We start from the raw sequence: 17158 nt of genomic DNA, 5'->3' as shown, positions 1-17158 counted from the left end.
AGCACTTACAAAATAAAAGACTATATTAAAACGGCAAAACAGCCCTGATCGCATTAAAAATGCCCGAAAGAAGATCCAAAGGACCGAAAGTAAACTCAGCTCTCGATCTATTAACTACATCTCTCACCATACTTTCAATTTGTTCATCAATGCGATCTCGCATTGCTATTAGATCAAGCGGCGGAGGTATATTTCCTCTCTCAATTTGAAGAGCTTCCTGTTGTGGTGGCAAAATTTGTTCAAAACCAAAACCGGATTGATGCGGTTCCACCTTATTATTAGTTAAATCAGTCATTATAACCCTAATTATTATTAAATAAAACACAACTTTCAAATGCATAAAAAATTATTTATTGATAGAACTTTTTGCTGTTGAATATTAAGAGCTTAAGAGTACACCTGCTTAATCAAGCGTTAAAACTACCTTGCCGGCACCTCTTCAGACAGTAAGACTTCATGAGATTGCGAAGCGTGAGTCAGAGGAAAGCTTTTAAATACGAAGGGTCTAATCTTCTTGCGCTGTAAAAGACGTTGAACATGATTCACCAACTGAGAGAACCTATCTCCTACATTAAAAAGGCTCATTCCTTGTATTTCGATGTTATTCGCGTATACATGATGAAAGTTAATGACTCCTTCAGAGCTTTTTCGCGTACCCGCTCCAATAAGAACGAGACGACCAGATTTTCTTAAAGCCATACAGTCTTTTACAAAGTTATCTGCAGCTGTGGTCTCTATAACGACATCCACTCCTTGACCCTGAGTGAAGCCTAAACACTGCTCCACAAAGTCTTGCTCTATGTAATTGATCACAAAATCAGCACCTAACTCCTTGCAAAAATTGGCTTTTTCTAAAGAGCTTACCTTCACAATTACATCTGCTTCAGAGGCCTTTGCAATTTGAATCGCCTAGCGACATGACTTCAGGCCCTTCAAACCTTTGAACTTGTATTGCTTTAATTTAGGCTTACCTTTTTTAACGCCTGGAAAATAAGAATAAAAGAATAGAGAGAATGAAACTAAATATAATGGAAGTTGTAATGGGGATGTAGATTTTTGTACTTCCCCATTGAAATGAACAATCTCCGGGAAGGTGCCCAATCCAATTGAGTGGAACTTTGAGAGTGATGAGCACTCCCAAAATGACTAAGCACATCCCCACAAGAATGATCAGGCGACCCATTTTATAGTGCCGCTGTCACGAAGTCGACGATCTCTTTCGCTTCACGCAGACCTACGAGTCGATTCACTTCCTTCCCATCTTTGAAGAGAATCATAGTAGGAACCGAAGTGACTTGAAAATTTCCAGCAATCTTGTGACTCTTATCAATATCAAGCTTACCGACTTTAGCTTTTGCGCCTAAATCAGCTGCGACTTGTTCTAACACAGGAGCCAACATGCGGCAAGGTCCGCACCAATCTGCATAGAAATCGACTAGGGTCACCCCAGAGCCTGTCTCTGCATCGAAATTTTCATCATCAAGTTTTACCATCTGTCCGCCAGACATTATGCCTCCGAAATATCATATTTTGTTTGCTTAAGTGTAGAGATCTTTATGATTTTTTGCTAGGCTGAGGTCATGGAAGATATTATTAGCGTTGAAAAAGTTGCCGTGATCGCAAACGGCGCCGTAGCAGACTACGATGCTCTTCTCCCAGCATTGAAAGGATATGACCAGTACATTGCTGTCGATGGAGGGCTTCATCATTGCGCTGCACTAGGTGTCACGCCCCTCTTTCTCGTAGGAGATATGGATTCAGTTGAACCCGAGATGAAAGCTAAATTTCCTAACGTCAAAGAACTCAAATTTAAGCGCGAGAAAGATGCGACCGATTTAGAACTTGCCTTAGAATTCTTAATCAAAAAAAATCCCAGATCCATCACGATCTTTGCTGGATTTGGCGACCGCGTCGACCATTCGCTTTCGAATCTCGTTTTACTCACTCGCTATCCGGGCAAAGTTTTTCTCGAAACTGAAACAGAAGTCCTTGGCGTCATCGACAAAGAGCTCGAGCTAGAAACCCATTCAGGTCAAACTCTTTCTCTCATCCCGATGAATGGCCCTGCACTTGGCATCACAACTGATGGTCTTAAATGGGAACTCAAAGATGACGTGCTAGATAAGAGCTTTGTTGGCATTTCTAATGAAGCGACTGGGACCTCTGTTTTAGTCTCCTTAAAATCTGGAGACCTTCTCTTCAGTATCCACAAAAAAGGTGGGTTTTAGATCGGAATAAATAGTCATCCGGGCTATTGACCTGAACTCTGTTTTTTTTGCTTATTTTCAGGAGAGAGTTCTCTTAAATTCTCGAGCTTTTCGCCCGAAGGGAAGGGCCAAATAGTCCTTTTCAAGGCAAAAAAGATTGGGAAGAAAGCCCCCTCTGAGAATGAGTGAAAAAAACCAGAGTTCAGGTTATTAAGGCGGATTCCCCTGCGCGCCATTCTCATACCACTTTCGCAACTCTTCGAGTGCTGTAGTCAACCTTTGCGCGATATGCTCTTGCGCTTCTTTCTTATCCATATCGGTATAATCTTTCCAATGAATGGGTGAACCAAACACCACAGCAGTGCGCCCAAAGAGGCGAGGAAACTTGCGCGACCGAGGCCAGATTTTATACGTTCCGTGGACATAAACGGGAATAATCGCCGTTTCACTTCGAGAAACGAGCATTCCAATTCCCGGTTTAATCTCTCCTAAGGTGTTATCCTTCGAGCGCGTTCCTTCAGGAAATAAGATCATTTTATAGCCTTTTTTGAGTAGCCCACAAATCGTTTTAATGGCTTTGATATTATTCACATGGCCTTGAACAGGATGGGAATTGAGAGCGGCAATCATCTTTCCAAACCAAGAACGAAAAAGAGTCTCGCGTGCAAGAAAATGAATGCTTTCTGGACTTGCTGCAGCAACAATGGGTGGATCGAAATAAGAGACATGGTTGGGAGCAAGAATCGCCCCACCTTTAAAATAATGCTCACGTCCATAAACGCGCATGCGATAAAACACTTTAAAGACGAAACGGGTCAGGGTAATGACAAAAAAATAGAATGCTTTCATTTTGATTTTTCTTTGACGTAGTTTTCAAGGGTTGCAACCACTTCATCAATGGTCATTTGGGAAGTATCGACTAAAATCGCATCATCGGCTTGCTTAAGAGGAGCAAGTTTTCGGCTAGAATCATACGCATCTCTTTCCTGTATTTTTTGCAAAATGTCTTCATATGAAAACTCACTTGCACGATCAGGGAATTTCTGCTGCAAGTCTTTGAGCCGTCTCTCAGCGCGTACTGAAGCGCTTGCTGTGAGAAAAAACTTCACCTGAGCATGTGGGAAAACAACTGTCCCTAAGTCTCTTCCTTCAAAAACTGTTGGACCTTCATGAGAAAAAAGTTCCTGCAACGGACGCATCGCATCACGTACACATTTCATTGCTGAAACCTCTGAAACAATTGCCGTCACTTCCTGAGAACGGATCGCTTTTGTCACATCATGGGTGTCGACTTTATAGGTTTTTCGCCCTTCATGCGTCTCGACATGAAATGAAAAAGTTTGCAGCATCTTTTCAATTGCCTTGAGATCTGAAAGGACAATGTCATCATGTAAAATTTTCCATGAAATGGCGCGGTAAAGAGCTCCTGTATCAAAATAAGTATATCCCAGCCTCTCGGCCAACTGCTCAGCGACTGTTGACTTTCCAGTTCCTGACGGGCCATCAATTGTCACAATCATAGCTGCACCTAACAGAAATAGAGGAAAAAGTAGATTAAAGGAGCCGTGAAGAGAAGGGAGTCGACCATATCCAAAATTCCCCCGAGGCCAGGAAGACGATTGCTATCTTTCACGTCGGCATCTCTTTTAAGAAGCGACTCAGCTAAATCCCCGACTTGTCCGAAAATTCCAATGAGTGCTCCAAGCCAGAGACTTTCGTAAAAGGTTAAGTAGAAGCTTGGAATCATGTGGGACAAAGCGTAGAAAATGAAGCTAAAAATAATTGCCACAACAAAGCCAGATAGAGCTCCTGCTACGGTTTTACCTGGACTGATGCTAGCTGCGAGCTTTTTATTTCCAAAAAGCCTGCCTCCGAAATAGGCACCAACATCTGTGATTTTTGTAACAACGAGAAGATAAATAAGCCACATCCGTCCTTCGTGCCCAATTTTACAAGCACTATAAAGGTAGAGAATCTTTAGAATGAGGCCTAATGGAACAGCGACATAAAAAAGGCCAAAAAAACCTTGAGCAATTGATTGGGTGCATCCCTGGATCTTATTGAAATGGTAGACAAAGACAGCAATAATTCCCAAAAATAACAGCGCAAGAGGAAGGAGTGCAAAAGCACTTTTTAGGGTCGAACAGTAAAAACCTAAGATCACGACCACAGTGGAGGTAATCAGCAGTTGTCGATAATGCTTTTTACTACTCAAGTTTGTGAGTTTCACAAACTCCCACATTGCAATTCCACCTAAGGTAGCCGTGAGAAGTGTGATCACCCATGAGACTAGGGGAACATAGGCAAAGATCAGAAGAGCCGCGATGATCAATAAGCTAATAATTGTATAAATGGCCCTTTTGGATAAATCGTGAAAAATCATAACCCGAATCGTCTATTCCTTTTTTGAAACTCTATCACAGCGCTCAGTAAATGGCTTTTAGAAAAATCAGGCCATAGTACATCTGTATAATAGATTTCGCTGTATGAGATTTGCCAAATTAAAAAATTACTAATACGAAGGTCACCACTTGGTCGAATCAAAAGGTCGGGATCAGGCCATTGAGCTGTATCGAGAAAGTTACTGATTGTCTTTTCTGTGATCTCTTGTCGCTGAATCCGTCCAGCTTCCACTTCATCCAAAAGGCGAAGAGTCGCACGTCGGATATCATCACGACCACCGTAATTAAGGGCTAAAACGAGATCGATTTGACTCCCCCCTTTCGTAGCCTCTTTGGTCTCTCGTAATACTTGCTGAACATCTTCCGGAAGCTTCGAAAGGTCACCGATCGATTTTAAACGGACCCCCTCTTTGACCATGGTTTCTCGTTGCGCATTCAAGTAGGTCTTCAGTAAATGCATCAGAGCATCCACCTCTTCTGATGACCTGTTCCAATTTTCAGTTGAAAAGCTATAAACAGTTAAAACCTTGATTCCAAGACCAATAGCTGCGCGCACAATCTGATCAAGTGTTTCCGCTCCTTGCCAATGGCCCACTTCTACGGGTTTATCCCATTTTTTTGCCCATCGGCGGTTTCCATCCATGATGATGGCAACGTGCTGTGGTATCTTTTTGGAGTCGATGAGGGAGAGTTCTTCTTGTGAAAATATGGGTTTTTCCGTTTCTGTATAATTCGGATGGGTCATCTAAAAGAAAGGTTTACGTTTCCATGTCTTTTCTCTTTCTGGGCCAAAAGATACTACGTCAATTGGAATCCCCAAAAGAGATTCGAGCTTATTGAGAAAGAGTCTAACATTTTTTGGGAATTCTTCTAACTGTTTAATTTCACTTGTATCAGTTTGCCACCCTTCAACTTCTTCGTAAATCGGAGTGACACGCTCTAAATCTTCAACACAGGGAGGAGGAAATATCCATTTTTCTCCATCCAATTCGTATCCAGTACATATTTTAATTGTGGGCAGCTGATCCAAAATATCGAGCTTCGTGAGAGCTAGAGAAGTCACCTCACTCAGTCGGATCGCGTGGGAAACAAGGACTGCATCAAACCATCCCATTCGTCTTTGCCGCCCTGTTGTTGTCCCAAACTCCCTTGCTTTTTTGGGATCTAAAGAGGTCTCGCCCTCATTAAACTCAGTTGGGAATGGCCCGTTTCCGACCTGAGTTGCATATGCCTTCACAATGCCCAAAGTTTCCTGGATGGCCTGCGGTCCAACACCTGCACCAAGAGCCAACCCTCCACTCGTTGTGTGGGATGATGTCACAAAAGGATATGTCCCATACGAAATATCGAGTAAAGCTCCTTGAGCCCCTTCAAAAAGAATTTTCTTTCCTCTTTTGATTTCTATGGCAAGCTCAACCTCAAGGGGTTTAACAAACGGTTTGAGTTTCTCAGCATAAACAGAATATTCTTCTATAATCGCATCTACCTCTATAGGTTTTTCTAGAAGTCTGTTTTTTATTGGGAGTACTTTACGGAGTTTATTTTTAAAGATTTCCGGCGAGATAAAATCACAGATACGAATTCCCAAACGAGCAACAGCATCACTATAGCAAGGACCGATCCCCTTGCCTGTCGTCCCTATAGAAGTACTTCCTTTTTCTCGCTCATTTTGAGCATCTAGGAGACGATGATAGGGAAGAACTACATGTGCGTAGGGAGAAAGCCACAACCTCCCTTCGAAAGAAATATTTTGAGTCTCTAACTCTTTCATTTCTTCTAAAAGTGAAGCAGGATCAATCACCACTCCTCCAGCTATCATACAGGTCACTGTAGGAGACAAAATACCTGATGAAATTAAATGGAAATGGTACTCTTTCCCTTCAGCAATGACGGAGTGCCCTGCGTTGTTCCCTCCTTGAGCACGGACAACAATCTCGACTTCTGAAGAGAGCAAATCAACAATTTTTCCTTTCCCTTCATCCCCCCACTGTAGACCAATAACCGCAAGAGTAGGCATAGCATTCCTTTTAAAATAAAAAAACTATGATAGCACAAGATATAGAAGTCGTAAAACCCCTCATTCATAAGTCGAATTCTACTGGACAGAATCACTTCCAACGCGTATGCTCTTTTTTTAAATTAAGGATAGATAGAAATGGAAAAACGCAAACGCTGGCAATTTATTTTGATCACGGTTGTCATTCTTTTGACAATCTATAACATTCTACCAACAGTTCTCTTTTACTCTAAGCCACTCAAAGAGCCGATTGGAGAAAAAAAAGCTTACGAAGTCGCCTATCAAGCGGCCTCGCGTGTCAACCAACTTGAACCTGAAGCGATTAGTTGGTTAAAATCTTACAATAAGCTCCTGAAAACCAAAGCTAAATCAATCAAGATCGACGAGCAAAATCCCGAGCTTATCCATGTAGAATTTGATTCTGAAAAAGATGCAAACACCTTTAAAAGACATCTTCCTCGAGCTGGATCCTTGATTCCTTTTGTCCCTGCTCAATTGGCTTTAACAGAAGGAAGTCAAGAAGCATTAGCTACAGAAGTGACCCTGAAACGCAATATCCCCATACAATTCGATACGAGCAACTTAAAAGCCGACTTCACATTTGTTGAAAAGAAAGATGCAAATGGGGAAGTCACTTCACAGTACCACGAATTGATCGATGATCGCCTACTCCAACTGGGATTATCCATTGGAGGAACAACCGAAAATGCTGCCTATGTCGAAACCATTTTGCATCATATGGGCAACCCTCGATCGGAAGAATTTCTTCAAATTTTATCGCAAAATATTCTCGCCTACTCAAAAATTTTCGGTGAAAATTCCCCCATTGCAAAACGTTACTTTGCGACCTTTACTCAAGGTAAAATTTCTAACCGCTCAGACACGATCACCAAACTAACTAAAGCTTTTGAGAGCGAGCTAGACAAGATTAAACTCGAGCGCATCAGTCTACAAGATAAAGAAAAAGGTCTACGTGATAAGGGTGGCTTTTTAGAAACAACTGACCAACAAAAACTCGATTATCTCCGCTCCAAAGAAGATCAGTTTTTCTCGGCAACCCAAATCCTGCGCCGCCAAAGCGGAGCGTTCAGCCAAGGAGCTAATCCATGGACTTATCCGACCCTCATCCAACTTATTGGATCCACATATGCAGGTGTGAGCTCCGAGCATCCAGTCCAAACGATCCAAGTCGGAGACCATAACCCACTCATCAAAAACCTTACAATTGATTGGAACAGTGAAAAGATCCTTTTCGAACTACACGGAGATATTCAAGTACTTCGTAAGCAGCTCGAGCGTGAAAAAGGAAAATCTCTCACTCGCGACCAACTCGACCAACTGATTTATAATGAAGTTGCACGTATTAGTCGTGAATCAGGTGAACAGCTCGCACCCTACCGCAATGCGTTCCAAATTGAACTCAACACCCTAACAAACAGCCAAAGCTTACTTGTAATGGACATCGGCTCGCTTGCCGAAGAACAAGCAAAGCAGATGAAAAATTTGATTTCGTCACAGTGGCACCCTACTTATCCTGATCTACGAAGCGAAGTTTTCCCCATTTGGGACTTTGCAACTTATGAAAAACTTCCTGCACATCAGAAGAAGTTAGGCCTCGTTATTTACGCTCCAGCAGCAGATCAAAGTGCTCCACAGACTGGCTTTCGTACAAACTCTGTCTATGTCATTGCAAAAGGCGTGCAAGATATCATTACGAAGCTGCAAACAAACCCGAATTCGCCTCAAGCAAAAGCCTTCATGGAAGATTTTGAGAAACTGCGCATGCTGTTGCACCAAAGCGGTTTTTATGGATATCCAGGCACAACTTACCCCTTAAGAGCATCGTTTGCAAATGACTTCATCTTCGAAGCCGAAGACTTCTATCAAACCATCTTGATGGCAACACGTGAAGACTTCAATGTACATGGAACGAGACGTTTCGCAACATTGGAATTTACCAATGTCGAACAACGTATCTATGCTTTGAATCGCATCGAAACGCAAATGCATGAAGATCTTCTTAAATGGAGAGACGAGTACCAGGCAGCTCAAGTTAAAACCCAACTTGAAGCTAAATACGACGTTCCCGCTCCGACAAAGAATCCTCTTTTAAATAATCTCGCACTCAGCTTCCGCAAGTATTTCCGTGGCGATGAACGAAAAATTCTCCACTGGGGGCTCGACTTATCTGGTGGTAAAACTGTTCAAATCGAACTGCGCGATGCCAATAACCGTGTCGTAACAAATGAAGATGACATCAAGCAAGGCATTAATGAGCTTTACAACCGTGTCAATAAGATGGGTGTATCTGAAGTTTCTATCCGTCAAGAAGGAAACCACATCACACTCGACTTTCCAAGCGCGCAAGGACTTTCAGCTGCCGACTTAGTCAAAGCCTCTTCAATGTTCTTTCACGTCGTAAACGAGAAGTTTTCAACAGAAAATCGAGAGCTTCGCACCTCAGTCAACCAATTCCTCCAAGATGTGTGGAACGAAGCGGTTGTGACAAATCGAAAAGACATCGACAGTATCAACATGATCGCCTGGAAGCATCTCTTTGGTGACACAATGGATACTGAGTCTGTTCAACCTGTCAGTGAATCGGCAAAAACCCTCTATGATCAAGGGTTACGCTTAGGTTATCCAGGAGAAGCTAAACAATCGAGTGCATTCAATGACTCGCTTTGCAAAATTGCCCTCTACCGAGGAGACAGTTTCACCGACTGGCATGGGCAAACTCATCCTCTCTTAATTGTGATGAATAACTATGCTCTAGAAGGATCGAACCTTATCGATGTCCGCGCAGCCTATGATCCTTCACAAGGAAACTTCCTGACATTTAACGTGAAGTCATCACAAACACTTGCAGACGGACAAAAGACCAATCCACGTAACGACTTATACAATTGGACCTCGGCTTTTTCGAAAGAAAAGATTTCAGGAACAGCTCTTGGGAATATCTCTAATGACCGTGGCTGGCGCATGGCAGTCATTCTCAATGGATCGGTGATCAGTGCACCTGCAATTGAGTCAGGACTTCGCGATCACGTCTCGATTACAGGAAGCTTTACTCAGCGCGAAGCGAACCGTTTAGAAGCCGACTTAAAAGCTGGCTCTCTAAGCTTTGCACCACACATCCTTTCAGAAAAGAATGTCAGCCCTGAACTTGGATTAAAAGATCGTGCCATGGGAATCATCGCAACGATTGTTGCTTTAGCCCTTGTGATCTTAATGATGGTTGGCTACTACAGGTTTGCCGGAGTTGTGGCATCGGTTGCAGTTCTATTTAACCTGCTCATTATGTGGGCCACTCTTCAAAATATTCAGGCAACTGTCACCCTTGCTGGAATTGCCGGAATTATCTTAACTGTTGGAATGGCTGTTGACGCAAACGTACTCGTATTCGAAAGAATCCGCGAAGAGTTTGCCGCATCTGGGCGCATTGGATCTGCTGTTCACACAGGTTATCGAAAAGCCTTTTCAGCCATCTTAGATTCGAATGTCACAACCATCATTGCAGCGCTTATTCTGCTCCACTTTGATTCAGGACCGATCAAAGGTTTTGCAATCACTTTGATTATTGGAATTGTGTCGTCGATGTTTTCTGCTCTTTTCATGACACGTTACTTCTTTGCAGGCTGGGTTAAAAAACAAAAAAATCAAGCTTTAAAAATGGCAAGCTTGATCAAGAAAACTTCTATCAACTTTCTAAAGTATGGTAAATGGGGCTTTAGTGTTTCATTGATTATTGCACTTGCTGGAGCCTACTTATTTGTTTCACAGAAAAATACAATGCTTGGAATGGACTTCACTGGAGGCTACGCGGTTTCTCTTGAAGTTGAACCGAAAGCTGACACAAATTACCGCTCCGATGTAGAAGCTGCGCTTGTTAAAGCTGGTCTTTCAACAAGAGATTTCCAAGTCCGTGAACTCTCCCCTTCAAATCATCTCAAAATCTTACTGAGCAACAGTCTTGACCAAAGTGGTAGACCATTCGAGTACCTTCCTTTTGAAACCGATCAAAAAGATGTGACCTACGCATATGAAAATAATCCTCGTCTTGTATGGGTTGTTGGAGCACTTGCAAAAGATGGACTTGAAGTAACACCTGTGTCTCTCAAACAGCTTGACAGTAGCTGGACAAGCATCAGCGGTCAGATGTCAAATGCAATGCGCAACAATGCCCTTATTGGCCTTTCGCTTGCACTGATTTGCATCCTTTTATACATCACATTCCGCTTTGAATTTAAATATGCAATCAGCGCAACTCTAGGCCTAGCAATTGATGTTGTGATCACTCTTGCTCTTCTTACAATCTTGCACACTTTTGGCGTCCCCATTCAAATTGACTTGAACACCATCGCCGCACTGATGACAATTATCGGATACTCTTTGAATGACACGATCATCATTTTTGATCGCATTAGAGAAGATCTCAAAGTGATGCGTAAGCACTCTTTCAAAGATGTCATCAACCACGCTCTCAATGTGACCCTCAGTCGTACAATCATGACTTCAGGAACCACATTGGTGGTCTTACTAGCCCTCCTTTTCTTAGGTGGAAGCACTATTTTTGGTCTTTCACTTGTGATGGTGATTGGGGTCGTTTTTGGAACTCTTTCTTCCCTCTACATTGCGGCACCGCTCCTACTCTTTTTTCACAGAAAGGAACAGAAAAAAAGCGAAAAGTTAGCATTGAACGAAAAATAGTTGCTGCTTAAAACAATGGTAAATACCTTAAAAATAGGTCATAATCCGGGTAACACTTTTGAAAGACGAAGAACAACTTCTTTGGGTCTATCCTGACTACTCACCAGAATGGTGTGATTCGATTGTCAACGAATTTAACATTCATCCTGTGACTGCTCAGGTTCTTGTCTCCAGAGGTTTTTCTTCTTTCGAAGAAATCTATAACTATCTGTACGCAAAACTTCCGAACTTAATCGCTCCGGACCAATTTCTCGACATGAACATTGCAGTCGAACGAGTGATGCAAGCGATTGCGAAAAAAGAAACAATCATTGTCTATGGGGACAATGATGTCGATGGAATTACAGGCACAACACTTCTCGTCGAATTCTTACGCATGATTGGAGCTCACGCCCTCTACTATGTGCCCAACCGAACGACTTCGACGCCCACAATGATTACTGATGCTCTAGAGTATGCTCTAGAAAACAAATGTAAACTTTTCATCACAGTTGACTGTGGGATTACGGCAGCCGATGAAATCGAAGAGTACTTTCGCCACCAAATCGATGTGATCATTTCAGATCACCATGAACCCACGGCTAAAATTCCTAATTGTATCGCAACCCTCAACCCAAAACTGATTAACAGCACTTACCCCAATAGAGATCTCACAGGGGTTGGAGTTGCATTCAAACTTGCCCATGCTTTGACAAACCACCTGGTTTCAACGGGGAAAATCAATCCAAACAAAATTGATTTGAAGCGTTTTCTAGACTTGGTCGCTTTGGGTACCATTGCAGATATGGGAGCACTCATTGGAGAAAATCGCATTTTAGTACGCTATGGGCTAAGACAATTTGCCCAAACGAAACGCATTGGCCTTCTTAAGTTGATGGAAATCTGTGAAGTCAAAGCCAGTACCATCACGACAGCTGACATCGCTTCAAAAATTGCTCCCCGCTTAAACAGTTTAGGACGTATTGCCGATCCGCAAAAAGGGGTAGAACTCCTCTTAATGCACGACTCGGAAACGGCAACATCGTTGGCAAAAGAACTTGATGACAACAACACAGAAAGACAACGTATCGAACGGCGCGATTCTGACGACATAGAAAGCTACCTCGTTGCACACCCACAATCCTTAAAAAATAATGCTATCGTTCTCCATTCTGATAAATGGCATCCGGGTATCATTCCGATTATCGCTGCACGCGTCTCCAAGCAATACAATCGCCCGACCGTCATCATTGCCGTTGACCAAGGCGTCGGAAAAGGATCGATCCGCACCATCCCTGAATTTCCTCTCCTTTCTGCCTTGCGAAAACACAGGGATCTACTGGTCAACTTTGGAGGACATGACTATGCAGCTGGACTTCTCATTCAAGAAGAAAACATTGTAAAATTTAAAAACGTCTTTATTGAAATGGCAAATCAAGCGCTGAACCAAGAAGACATTTTACCAAAGTTGCACCTCGATGCACGTGTCCAGTTTGAAGACTTAACCTTTGATTTTCTCGACTCACTCCAATTGTTAGAGCCTTACGGAACAGCAAACCCTCCTCCGATTCTCTACTCTGATGTCACTCAAGCTTGGCCACCAAAAGTTGTCGGAAAAACTCACCTCAAACTCTATCTCGAGCAAAATGAACGCATCTTAGAAGGCATCGGTTTTGGCCTCAGTGAATCGCGTTCACGACTTTGCAAGAAAAACCTCAAACTTCAAATTGCTTTCACGCCTCATGTCAACGTCTTCCTTAACAAATCAAGCATCCAACTCCTCGCCAAAGATTTTAAAATCAAAGATTGAAAAGCTTGTTTTTGGCGGCGGGGGTCTTTCTAGAGATCAAGGCTTTGTCCTTTTTGTTCCTTATACAGCTCCAGGCGATCTCGTTGAAGTCACCATCACTCGAGCGAAAAAAAACTACAAGTTTGCCAAGCTTCATCGCTTGATTGAAAGCGGGCCTGAGCGCACTTCTCCCCAATGTCCTTACTACGCTCAATGTGGGGGCTGTCAATTGCAACATCTCACTCCAAAAGGACAGCTTGAAGCCAAACGGACCTTTTTAGAAGATGAGTTTGGGAACGTTCCGCCTCTCATTCCTTCTCCTGAAGTGTGGCACTACCGCTCTCATATCCGACTCAATTTACAGCAAGGGACTTTTGGCTTTAAAAATAAAGGCCTTGTTGAAATTAACTCCTGCTCACTTTTTCTCCCGATAGATCATGATTTATTGCGTATCTTGCGAGAGCACCTCCAAGAATGGAAAGAAAGCGGTTCTTTTCGGATTTTCAAAGCAACTTCCTCTCATTTTGTACTGGCCTTTTCGTTTCCAAAAAGATTACCTAAATCAAGGCGATTTCTTGTAAAAAAACTGATGGAAAACCTCCCTCTTCAAGGTATTGCCATGAAAAGCCCTTCTGGAGAAGAGCACTTTGGAAAGACAATGATTTCCAAGACAATCTGCGACCTTCATGTGAAGTTTTCTCCTTACGGATTCATGCAAAACAACCCTTTTTTAACTCCACAGCTGTATGAAACGCTTGTCAAGTGGGCTCAGCCAAAAGGAAAATCCATCCTAGACCCTCTACTCAGGGGTGGGAGTCACGTCTCTTCTCCTTGCTCGAGCAGGAGGCTCTGTGCTCGGAATTGAAGAAAGCTCCGCCGCAATCAGATGCGCTCAGGAAAACCAATCCCAAAGCGGGACGCAAGGAGTCAAATTTAAATTTAGCAGAGCAGAAGAGGCCTTGAAAACAGCCGAGCCCGTCGACTTGGTGATTGTGAACCCTCCTAAGACAGGTCTTTCAAAGACCGTAAGAGATGCTCTACTCCACCTTCAGCCAGCAGAAATTCTCTACATTTCTTGCATGCCTGCAACTCTTAAACGGGATTTGGATGATTTAATCGGGTATAAACGAGAAAAATTATTAGGCTTTGACTTGTTTCCTCAAACGACACATTTGGAAACATTAGTCAAAATGGTAAGAAAAAATTTGAAATAAAAATGCAAAAACGACCCTACAAAGGTTCACCTCTCTCTCAAATCTGGCTGAATAGACGGGTCTTACTACATCGCTTCAGTACTAGAGCTACTCTTGCTCAGGTACTTCTCTCGATATTCCTTCACATCTTCAGAGTGAATGACCCACGCTGCGCCCTTTCTCGAGGCTTTCAGCATGCCAATTCGCGTTGCGTAGTAGATCTTTTGCGCTGGTACGCCAAGAATCTTTGCAACTTGATTAACTGAGTAGTAACCCTTATCGTTATCAAAGAGTAGTTCTCCGTCATAAGTTGACTTCGCTCGCGAATACTTATTGCGTCTGTATTCTTCTAGATCGTCTAGTTTGATCGTCCAACGAGTTGCATCTTTTTGCGCTTTCAGCTTTTTTTGCTTAATCGCAACGTAGATTGCTTGTCGTGTGACGCCATTTATACGTGCTGCTTCTGTAATCGAAACAACTTTCTTTGGAGTCTCTTGCGCGAAGGCAGGAGCGTCCTGTCTATTGTCCATATCCATCGGATTATATCCTCCTCAATCCAAGAAAACCTGCACAAAAGTGGCCCGCATTATAGTCCTATTAACAGGGGATTACGCGCTGGAATCGCCACTTTTTTATATTTTAAGCCTTATAGACATCTAATTATTACAAAAAATTGAATTGAAATCAATCTATTTCCTTTACTTTTCCGAAAATTTTTGATTTACATAGGGTTATAAAGTAATATCTATATGTTTTGACGATTAAAATTTTGATTATGATGAAGATAAACCCTTGATATGCTATAAGATACACAAGGTAGGACGAGGTACTCGTATATGAAATTCAAGTCTTTAATATTTAGCATCTTATTGTTAATTTTTCTCGCCTTTGCCGAGGCAAAACCCCCTGAATTGACGCCTCACCTGACCAGAAAAAAATCTGAAGAAATCTTCAAGGCCCACGTCACCTACAAAAAGCTCACACCTGATCTCGCTCATAGGATTTTACAAAACTATTTAGAGGAGCTTGACGCCACGAAAACCTATCTCCTTGAAAGTGAAGTAGCTACGTGGGACAGCCCCTCAGAAGAACTTCTTAATCAGCTAGTTAGCAACTACCGGAAGGAAAATTTCGTCACTTTCGATGAAATTTACGAAACCATGATCACAGCTATTGAACGCCGAAACCGCTTAGAGTCTGAAATAGCCGATCAGGACCTCCCAGAAACGAGCGTCAATGAGTTTAAAGACCTCAAATGGGCTACAACTGAAGCCGAGCTTAAAGAGCGCCTTCTAAAGCTCAGAGCGCTTCAGCTGGAGACCGCTGAAAAGCTCGACTTTGAAACCAAAGACCAGTTCATTCAGCGCATCAATAAGCGGCGCATCTCTAGAGAACAAGAAATTCTGCAAGAAAACCTCAAAGACCGCCATAAGCAGCAACTCGCCTACTTTCTCAAAGCCTTCACAGGGGCCCTTGATAATCACACGGTTTATTTCACTCCAACAGAAGCCAATCAGTTCATGATCCAGGTCCAACAGCGCCTCTTTGGGATTGGCGCCCAACTGCGCGATGACCTGAATGGATTCACCCTAGTTCGCTTGATCGAAGGAGGCCCTGCCACTCGTGAAGGAAAACTCAAGGTGAATGACCGCGTCATCGCCGTCAACCACGAGCCTGTCGTCGGAATGGATATTGTTGAAGCCGTTGAATTGATTCGCGGACCCAAAGGAACCGCCGTCACATTGACCATTTTACGTGAGCATGGGGAAGAAACTCCGAAGAAAACTGAAAAGCTCGACATTGAAATCATTCGAGATGAAATTGTTCTCAAGGAAACCCGTTTTGAGTCAGAAACCGTCCCCTACGGAGATGGAGTGATTGGGCACATCCGCCTCTTTTCGTTCTACCAAGATCCAAATTACTCTTCGGCAGCCGACTTAAAAAAGGCGATGGAAGAGATGAAGGAAAAGCACAATTTAAAAGGCGTTGTCCTAGATCTCCGCAACAATGCCGGCGGAATCTTGCCGCAAGCTGTTGCTGTGACAGGACTTTTCATCAAGAAGGGAATCGTCGTTTCTATCAAGGATAGCAATGGAAACATCCAGCACTTGCGCAATTTTGAGTCTGATCTCACTTGGGATGGACCACTTCTCGTTCTGACTAATAAGGGAAGCGCTTCAGCCGCTGAAATCGTTGCTCAAACGCTCCAAGATTACGGTAGAGCCGTTCTTGTAGGCGACCCGTCCACTTGGGGAAAAGGGAGCTATCAAACTTTCACTCTCGATTCGTCGAATGCAAATACAGTGAACCCCCAAGGAGAGTACAAAGTGACACGAGGCCTCTACTACACCGTATCGGGCAAGAGTCCTCAGTTAACAGGAACCAAAGTCGACATCGAAGTTCCTGGTGGCCTGACAGAAGCAGAAATTGGGGAAGCTCAAGCTAAATTTCCACTCGAAAATGACGAGATTTCACCCAATTTCCAAGACAATCTCTCCGACATACATCCTTTCCATCGCGGGAAAATGATGCGTTACTACAAAAAAGACCTTCAAGAGCGGATGACCATCTACGAACCCTATATGACGACCTTAAAATCTAACTCTCAAATTCGGGTTCAAAACAACACGAACTACCAAAACTTTCTCAAAGAGATCAAAAAAGAAGAGTTTGATGCGGAGTCTGTTGAAAAGTACGGTCAAAACGACCTCCAACTCGAAGAAACGATGAACATCATGAAAGATCTTGTCTTACTCTCCGAGCAAAAAGAAAAGGCTGAAGCCCCTAAAACCCAAGCTGCTCCCGCTGCTTAAGCTCACATATTTCAGATAGAATTGCTTTAGTTTCTTAAGAGCTCAGAA

Annotated in this window: 16 protein-coding genes; 6 read left to right on the top strand and 10 right to left on the bottom strand. The window is 43.0% G+C overall.

Annotated elements, in window-relative coordinates; all coding sequences use genetic code 11:
* Positions 1-25: 25 nt before the first annotated feature.
* The 4 genes from ACOOFG_RS01555 to trxA form a co-directional block, all read right to left on the bottom strand.
* On the bottom strand, positions 26-295 hold the full coding sequence (locus ACOOFG_RS01555; RefSeq protein ID WP_420421893.1) for a hypothetical protein: 270 nt from the start codon (positions 293-295) through the stop codon (positions 26-28).
* 125 nt (positions 296-420) lie between these two features.
* Positions 421-870, bottom strand: coding sequence for a zinc-binding dehydrogenase (locus ACOOFG_RS01550; protein WP_420421892.1), 450 nt, complete (start codon positions 868-870; stop codon positions 421-423).
* Between the two features lie 106 nt (positions 871-976).
* Positions 977-1156, bottom strand: coding sequence for a DUF2905 domain-containing protein (locus tag ACOOFG_RS01545; RefSeq protein WP_420422692.1), 180 nt, complete (start codon positions 1154-1156; stop codon positions 977-979).
* 28 nt (positions 1157-1184) lie between these two features.
* Positions 1185-1508 carry a thioredoxin gene (gene trxA, locus ACOOFG_RS01540; RefSeq protein ID WP_420421891.1) on the bottom strand — a complete coding sequence of 108 codons (324 nt, stop codon included), beginning with the start codon at positions 1506-1508 and terminating at the stop codon, positions 1185-1187.
* Positions 1509-1580: 72 nt separating this feature from the next.
* On the opposite strand from trxA, the gene ACOOFG_RS01535 reads away from it, so the two are divergent.
* A complete protein-coding gene (locus ACOOFG_RS01535) occupies positions 1581-2228 on the top strand; it encodes a thiamine diphosphokinase (protein WP_420421890.1) in 648 nt (215 codons plus the stop codon).
* Positions 2229-2417: 189 nt separating this feature from the next.
* On the opposite strand, the gene ACOOFG_RS01530 is transcribed toward ACOOFG_RS01535, so the two are convergent.
* Genes ACOOFG_RS01530 through ACOOFG_RS01510 form a run of 5 tightly spaced genes read right to left on the bottom strand, consistent with a single transcriptional unit; the run spans position 2418 to position 6626 of the window.
* Positions 2418-3056, bottom strand: coding sequence for a lysophospholipid acyltransferase family protein (locus ACOOFG_RS01530; protein ID WP_420421889.1), 639 nt, complete (start codon positions 3054-3056; stop codon positions 2418-2420).
* A complete protein-coding gene (gene cmk / locus ACOOFG_RS01525) occupies positions 3053-3727 on the bottom strand; it encodes a (d)CMP kinase (RefSeq protein ID WP_420421888.1) in 675 nt (224 codons plus the stop codon). Before cmk ends, ACOOFG_RS01530 begins: the two co-directional genes overlap by 4 nt.
* Before the next feature lie 8 nt (positions 3728-3735).
* Positions 3736-4590, bottom strand: coding sequence for a phosphatidate cytidylyltransferase (locus ACOOFG_RS01520; RefSeq protein ID WP_420421887.1), 855 nt, complete (start codon positions 4588-4590; stop codon positions 3736-3738).
* Positions 4587-5354: an isoprenyl transferase gene (locus tag ACOOFG_RS01515; protein WP_420421886.1), complete on the bottom strand. Its 768-nt coding sequence runs from the start codon at positions 5352-5354 to the stop codon at positions 4587-4589. Before ACOOFG_RS01515 ends, ACOOFG_RS01520 begins: the two co-directional genes overlap by 4 nt.
* Positions 5355-6626, bottom strand: a complete 1272-nt coding sequence (locus tag ACOOFG_RS01510; protein WP_420421885.1) for an adenylosuccinate synthase — start codon at positions 6624-6626, stop codon at positions 5355-5357.
* A gap of 138 nt (positions 6627-6764) precedes the next feature.
* On the opposite strand from ACOOFG_RS01510, the gene secD reads away from it, so the two are divergent.
* The 4 genes from secD to ACOOFG_RS01490 are packed head-to-tail and all read left to right on the top strand — an operon-like array spanning position 6765 to position 14318.
* The gene (gene secD, locus ACOOFG_RS01505) at positions 6765-11336 is read left to right on the top strand and encodes a protein translocase subunit SecD (protein ID WP_420421884.1); all 4572 of its coding nucleotides are present in this window, start codon (positions 6765-6767) and stop codon (positions 11334-11336) included.
* Positions 11337-11394: 58 nt separating this feature from the next.
* Positions 11395-13125: a single-stranded-DNA-specific exonuclease RecJ gene (recJ, locus tag ACOOFG_RS01500; protein ID WP_420421883.1), complete on the top strand. Its 1731-nt coding sequence runs from the start codon at positions 11395-11397 to the stop codon at positions 13123-13125.
* Entirely contained in the window at positions 13058-13969 is a 912-nt protein-coding gene (locus ACOOFG_RS01495) for a class I SAM-dependent RNA methyltransferase (RefSeq protein WP_420421882.1), read from the top strand. The genes recJ and ACOOFG_RS01495 overlap by 68 nt, the downstream gene beginning before the upstream one ends.
* Complete coding sequence (locus ACOOFG_RS01490) at positions 13956-14318, top strand: hypothetical protein (protein WP_420421881.1); 363 nt, start codon at positions 13956-13958, stop codon at positions 14316-14318. The genes ACOOFG_RS01495 and ACOOFG_RS01490 overlap by 14 nt, the downstream gene beginning before the upstream one ends.
* A gap of 65 nt (positions 14319-14383) precedes the next feature.
* Here ACOOFG_RS01490 and ACOOFG_RS01485 read toward each other — a convergent pair whose 3' ends face one another.
* Complete coding sequence (locus tag ACOOFG_RS01485; protein ID WP_420421880.1) at positions 14384-14833, bottom strand: helix-turn-helix domain-containing protein; 450 nt, start codon at positions 14831-14833, stop codon at positions 14384-14386.
* A gap of 300 nt (positions 14834-15133) precedes the next feature.
* Here ACOOFG_RS01485 and ACOOFG_RS01480 point away from each other — a divergent pair, with 300 nt between their 5' ends.
* Positions 15134-17110 carry a S41 family peptidase gene (locus ACOOFG_RS01480; protein ID WP_420421879.1) on the top strand — a complete coding sequence of 659 codons (1977 nt, stop codon included), beginning with the start codon at positions 15134-15136 and terminating at the stop codon, positions 17108-17110.
* Positions 17111-17158: the final 48 nt, after the last annotated feature.

This window comes from Simkania sp., from assembly GCF_965215465.1.
Classification (GTDB): Bacteria; Chlamydiota; Chlamydiia; order Chlamydiales; family Simkaniaceae; genus Simkania.
This window is presented reverse-complemented; position numbering and strand designations above follow the sequence as displayed.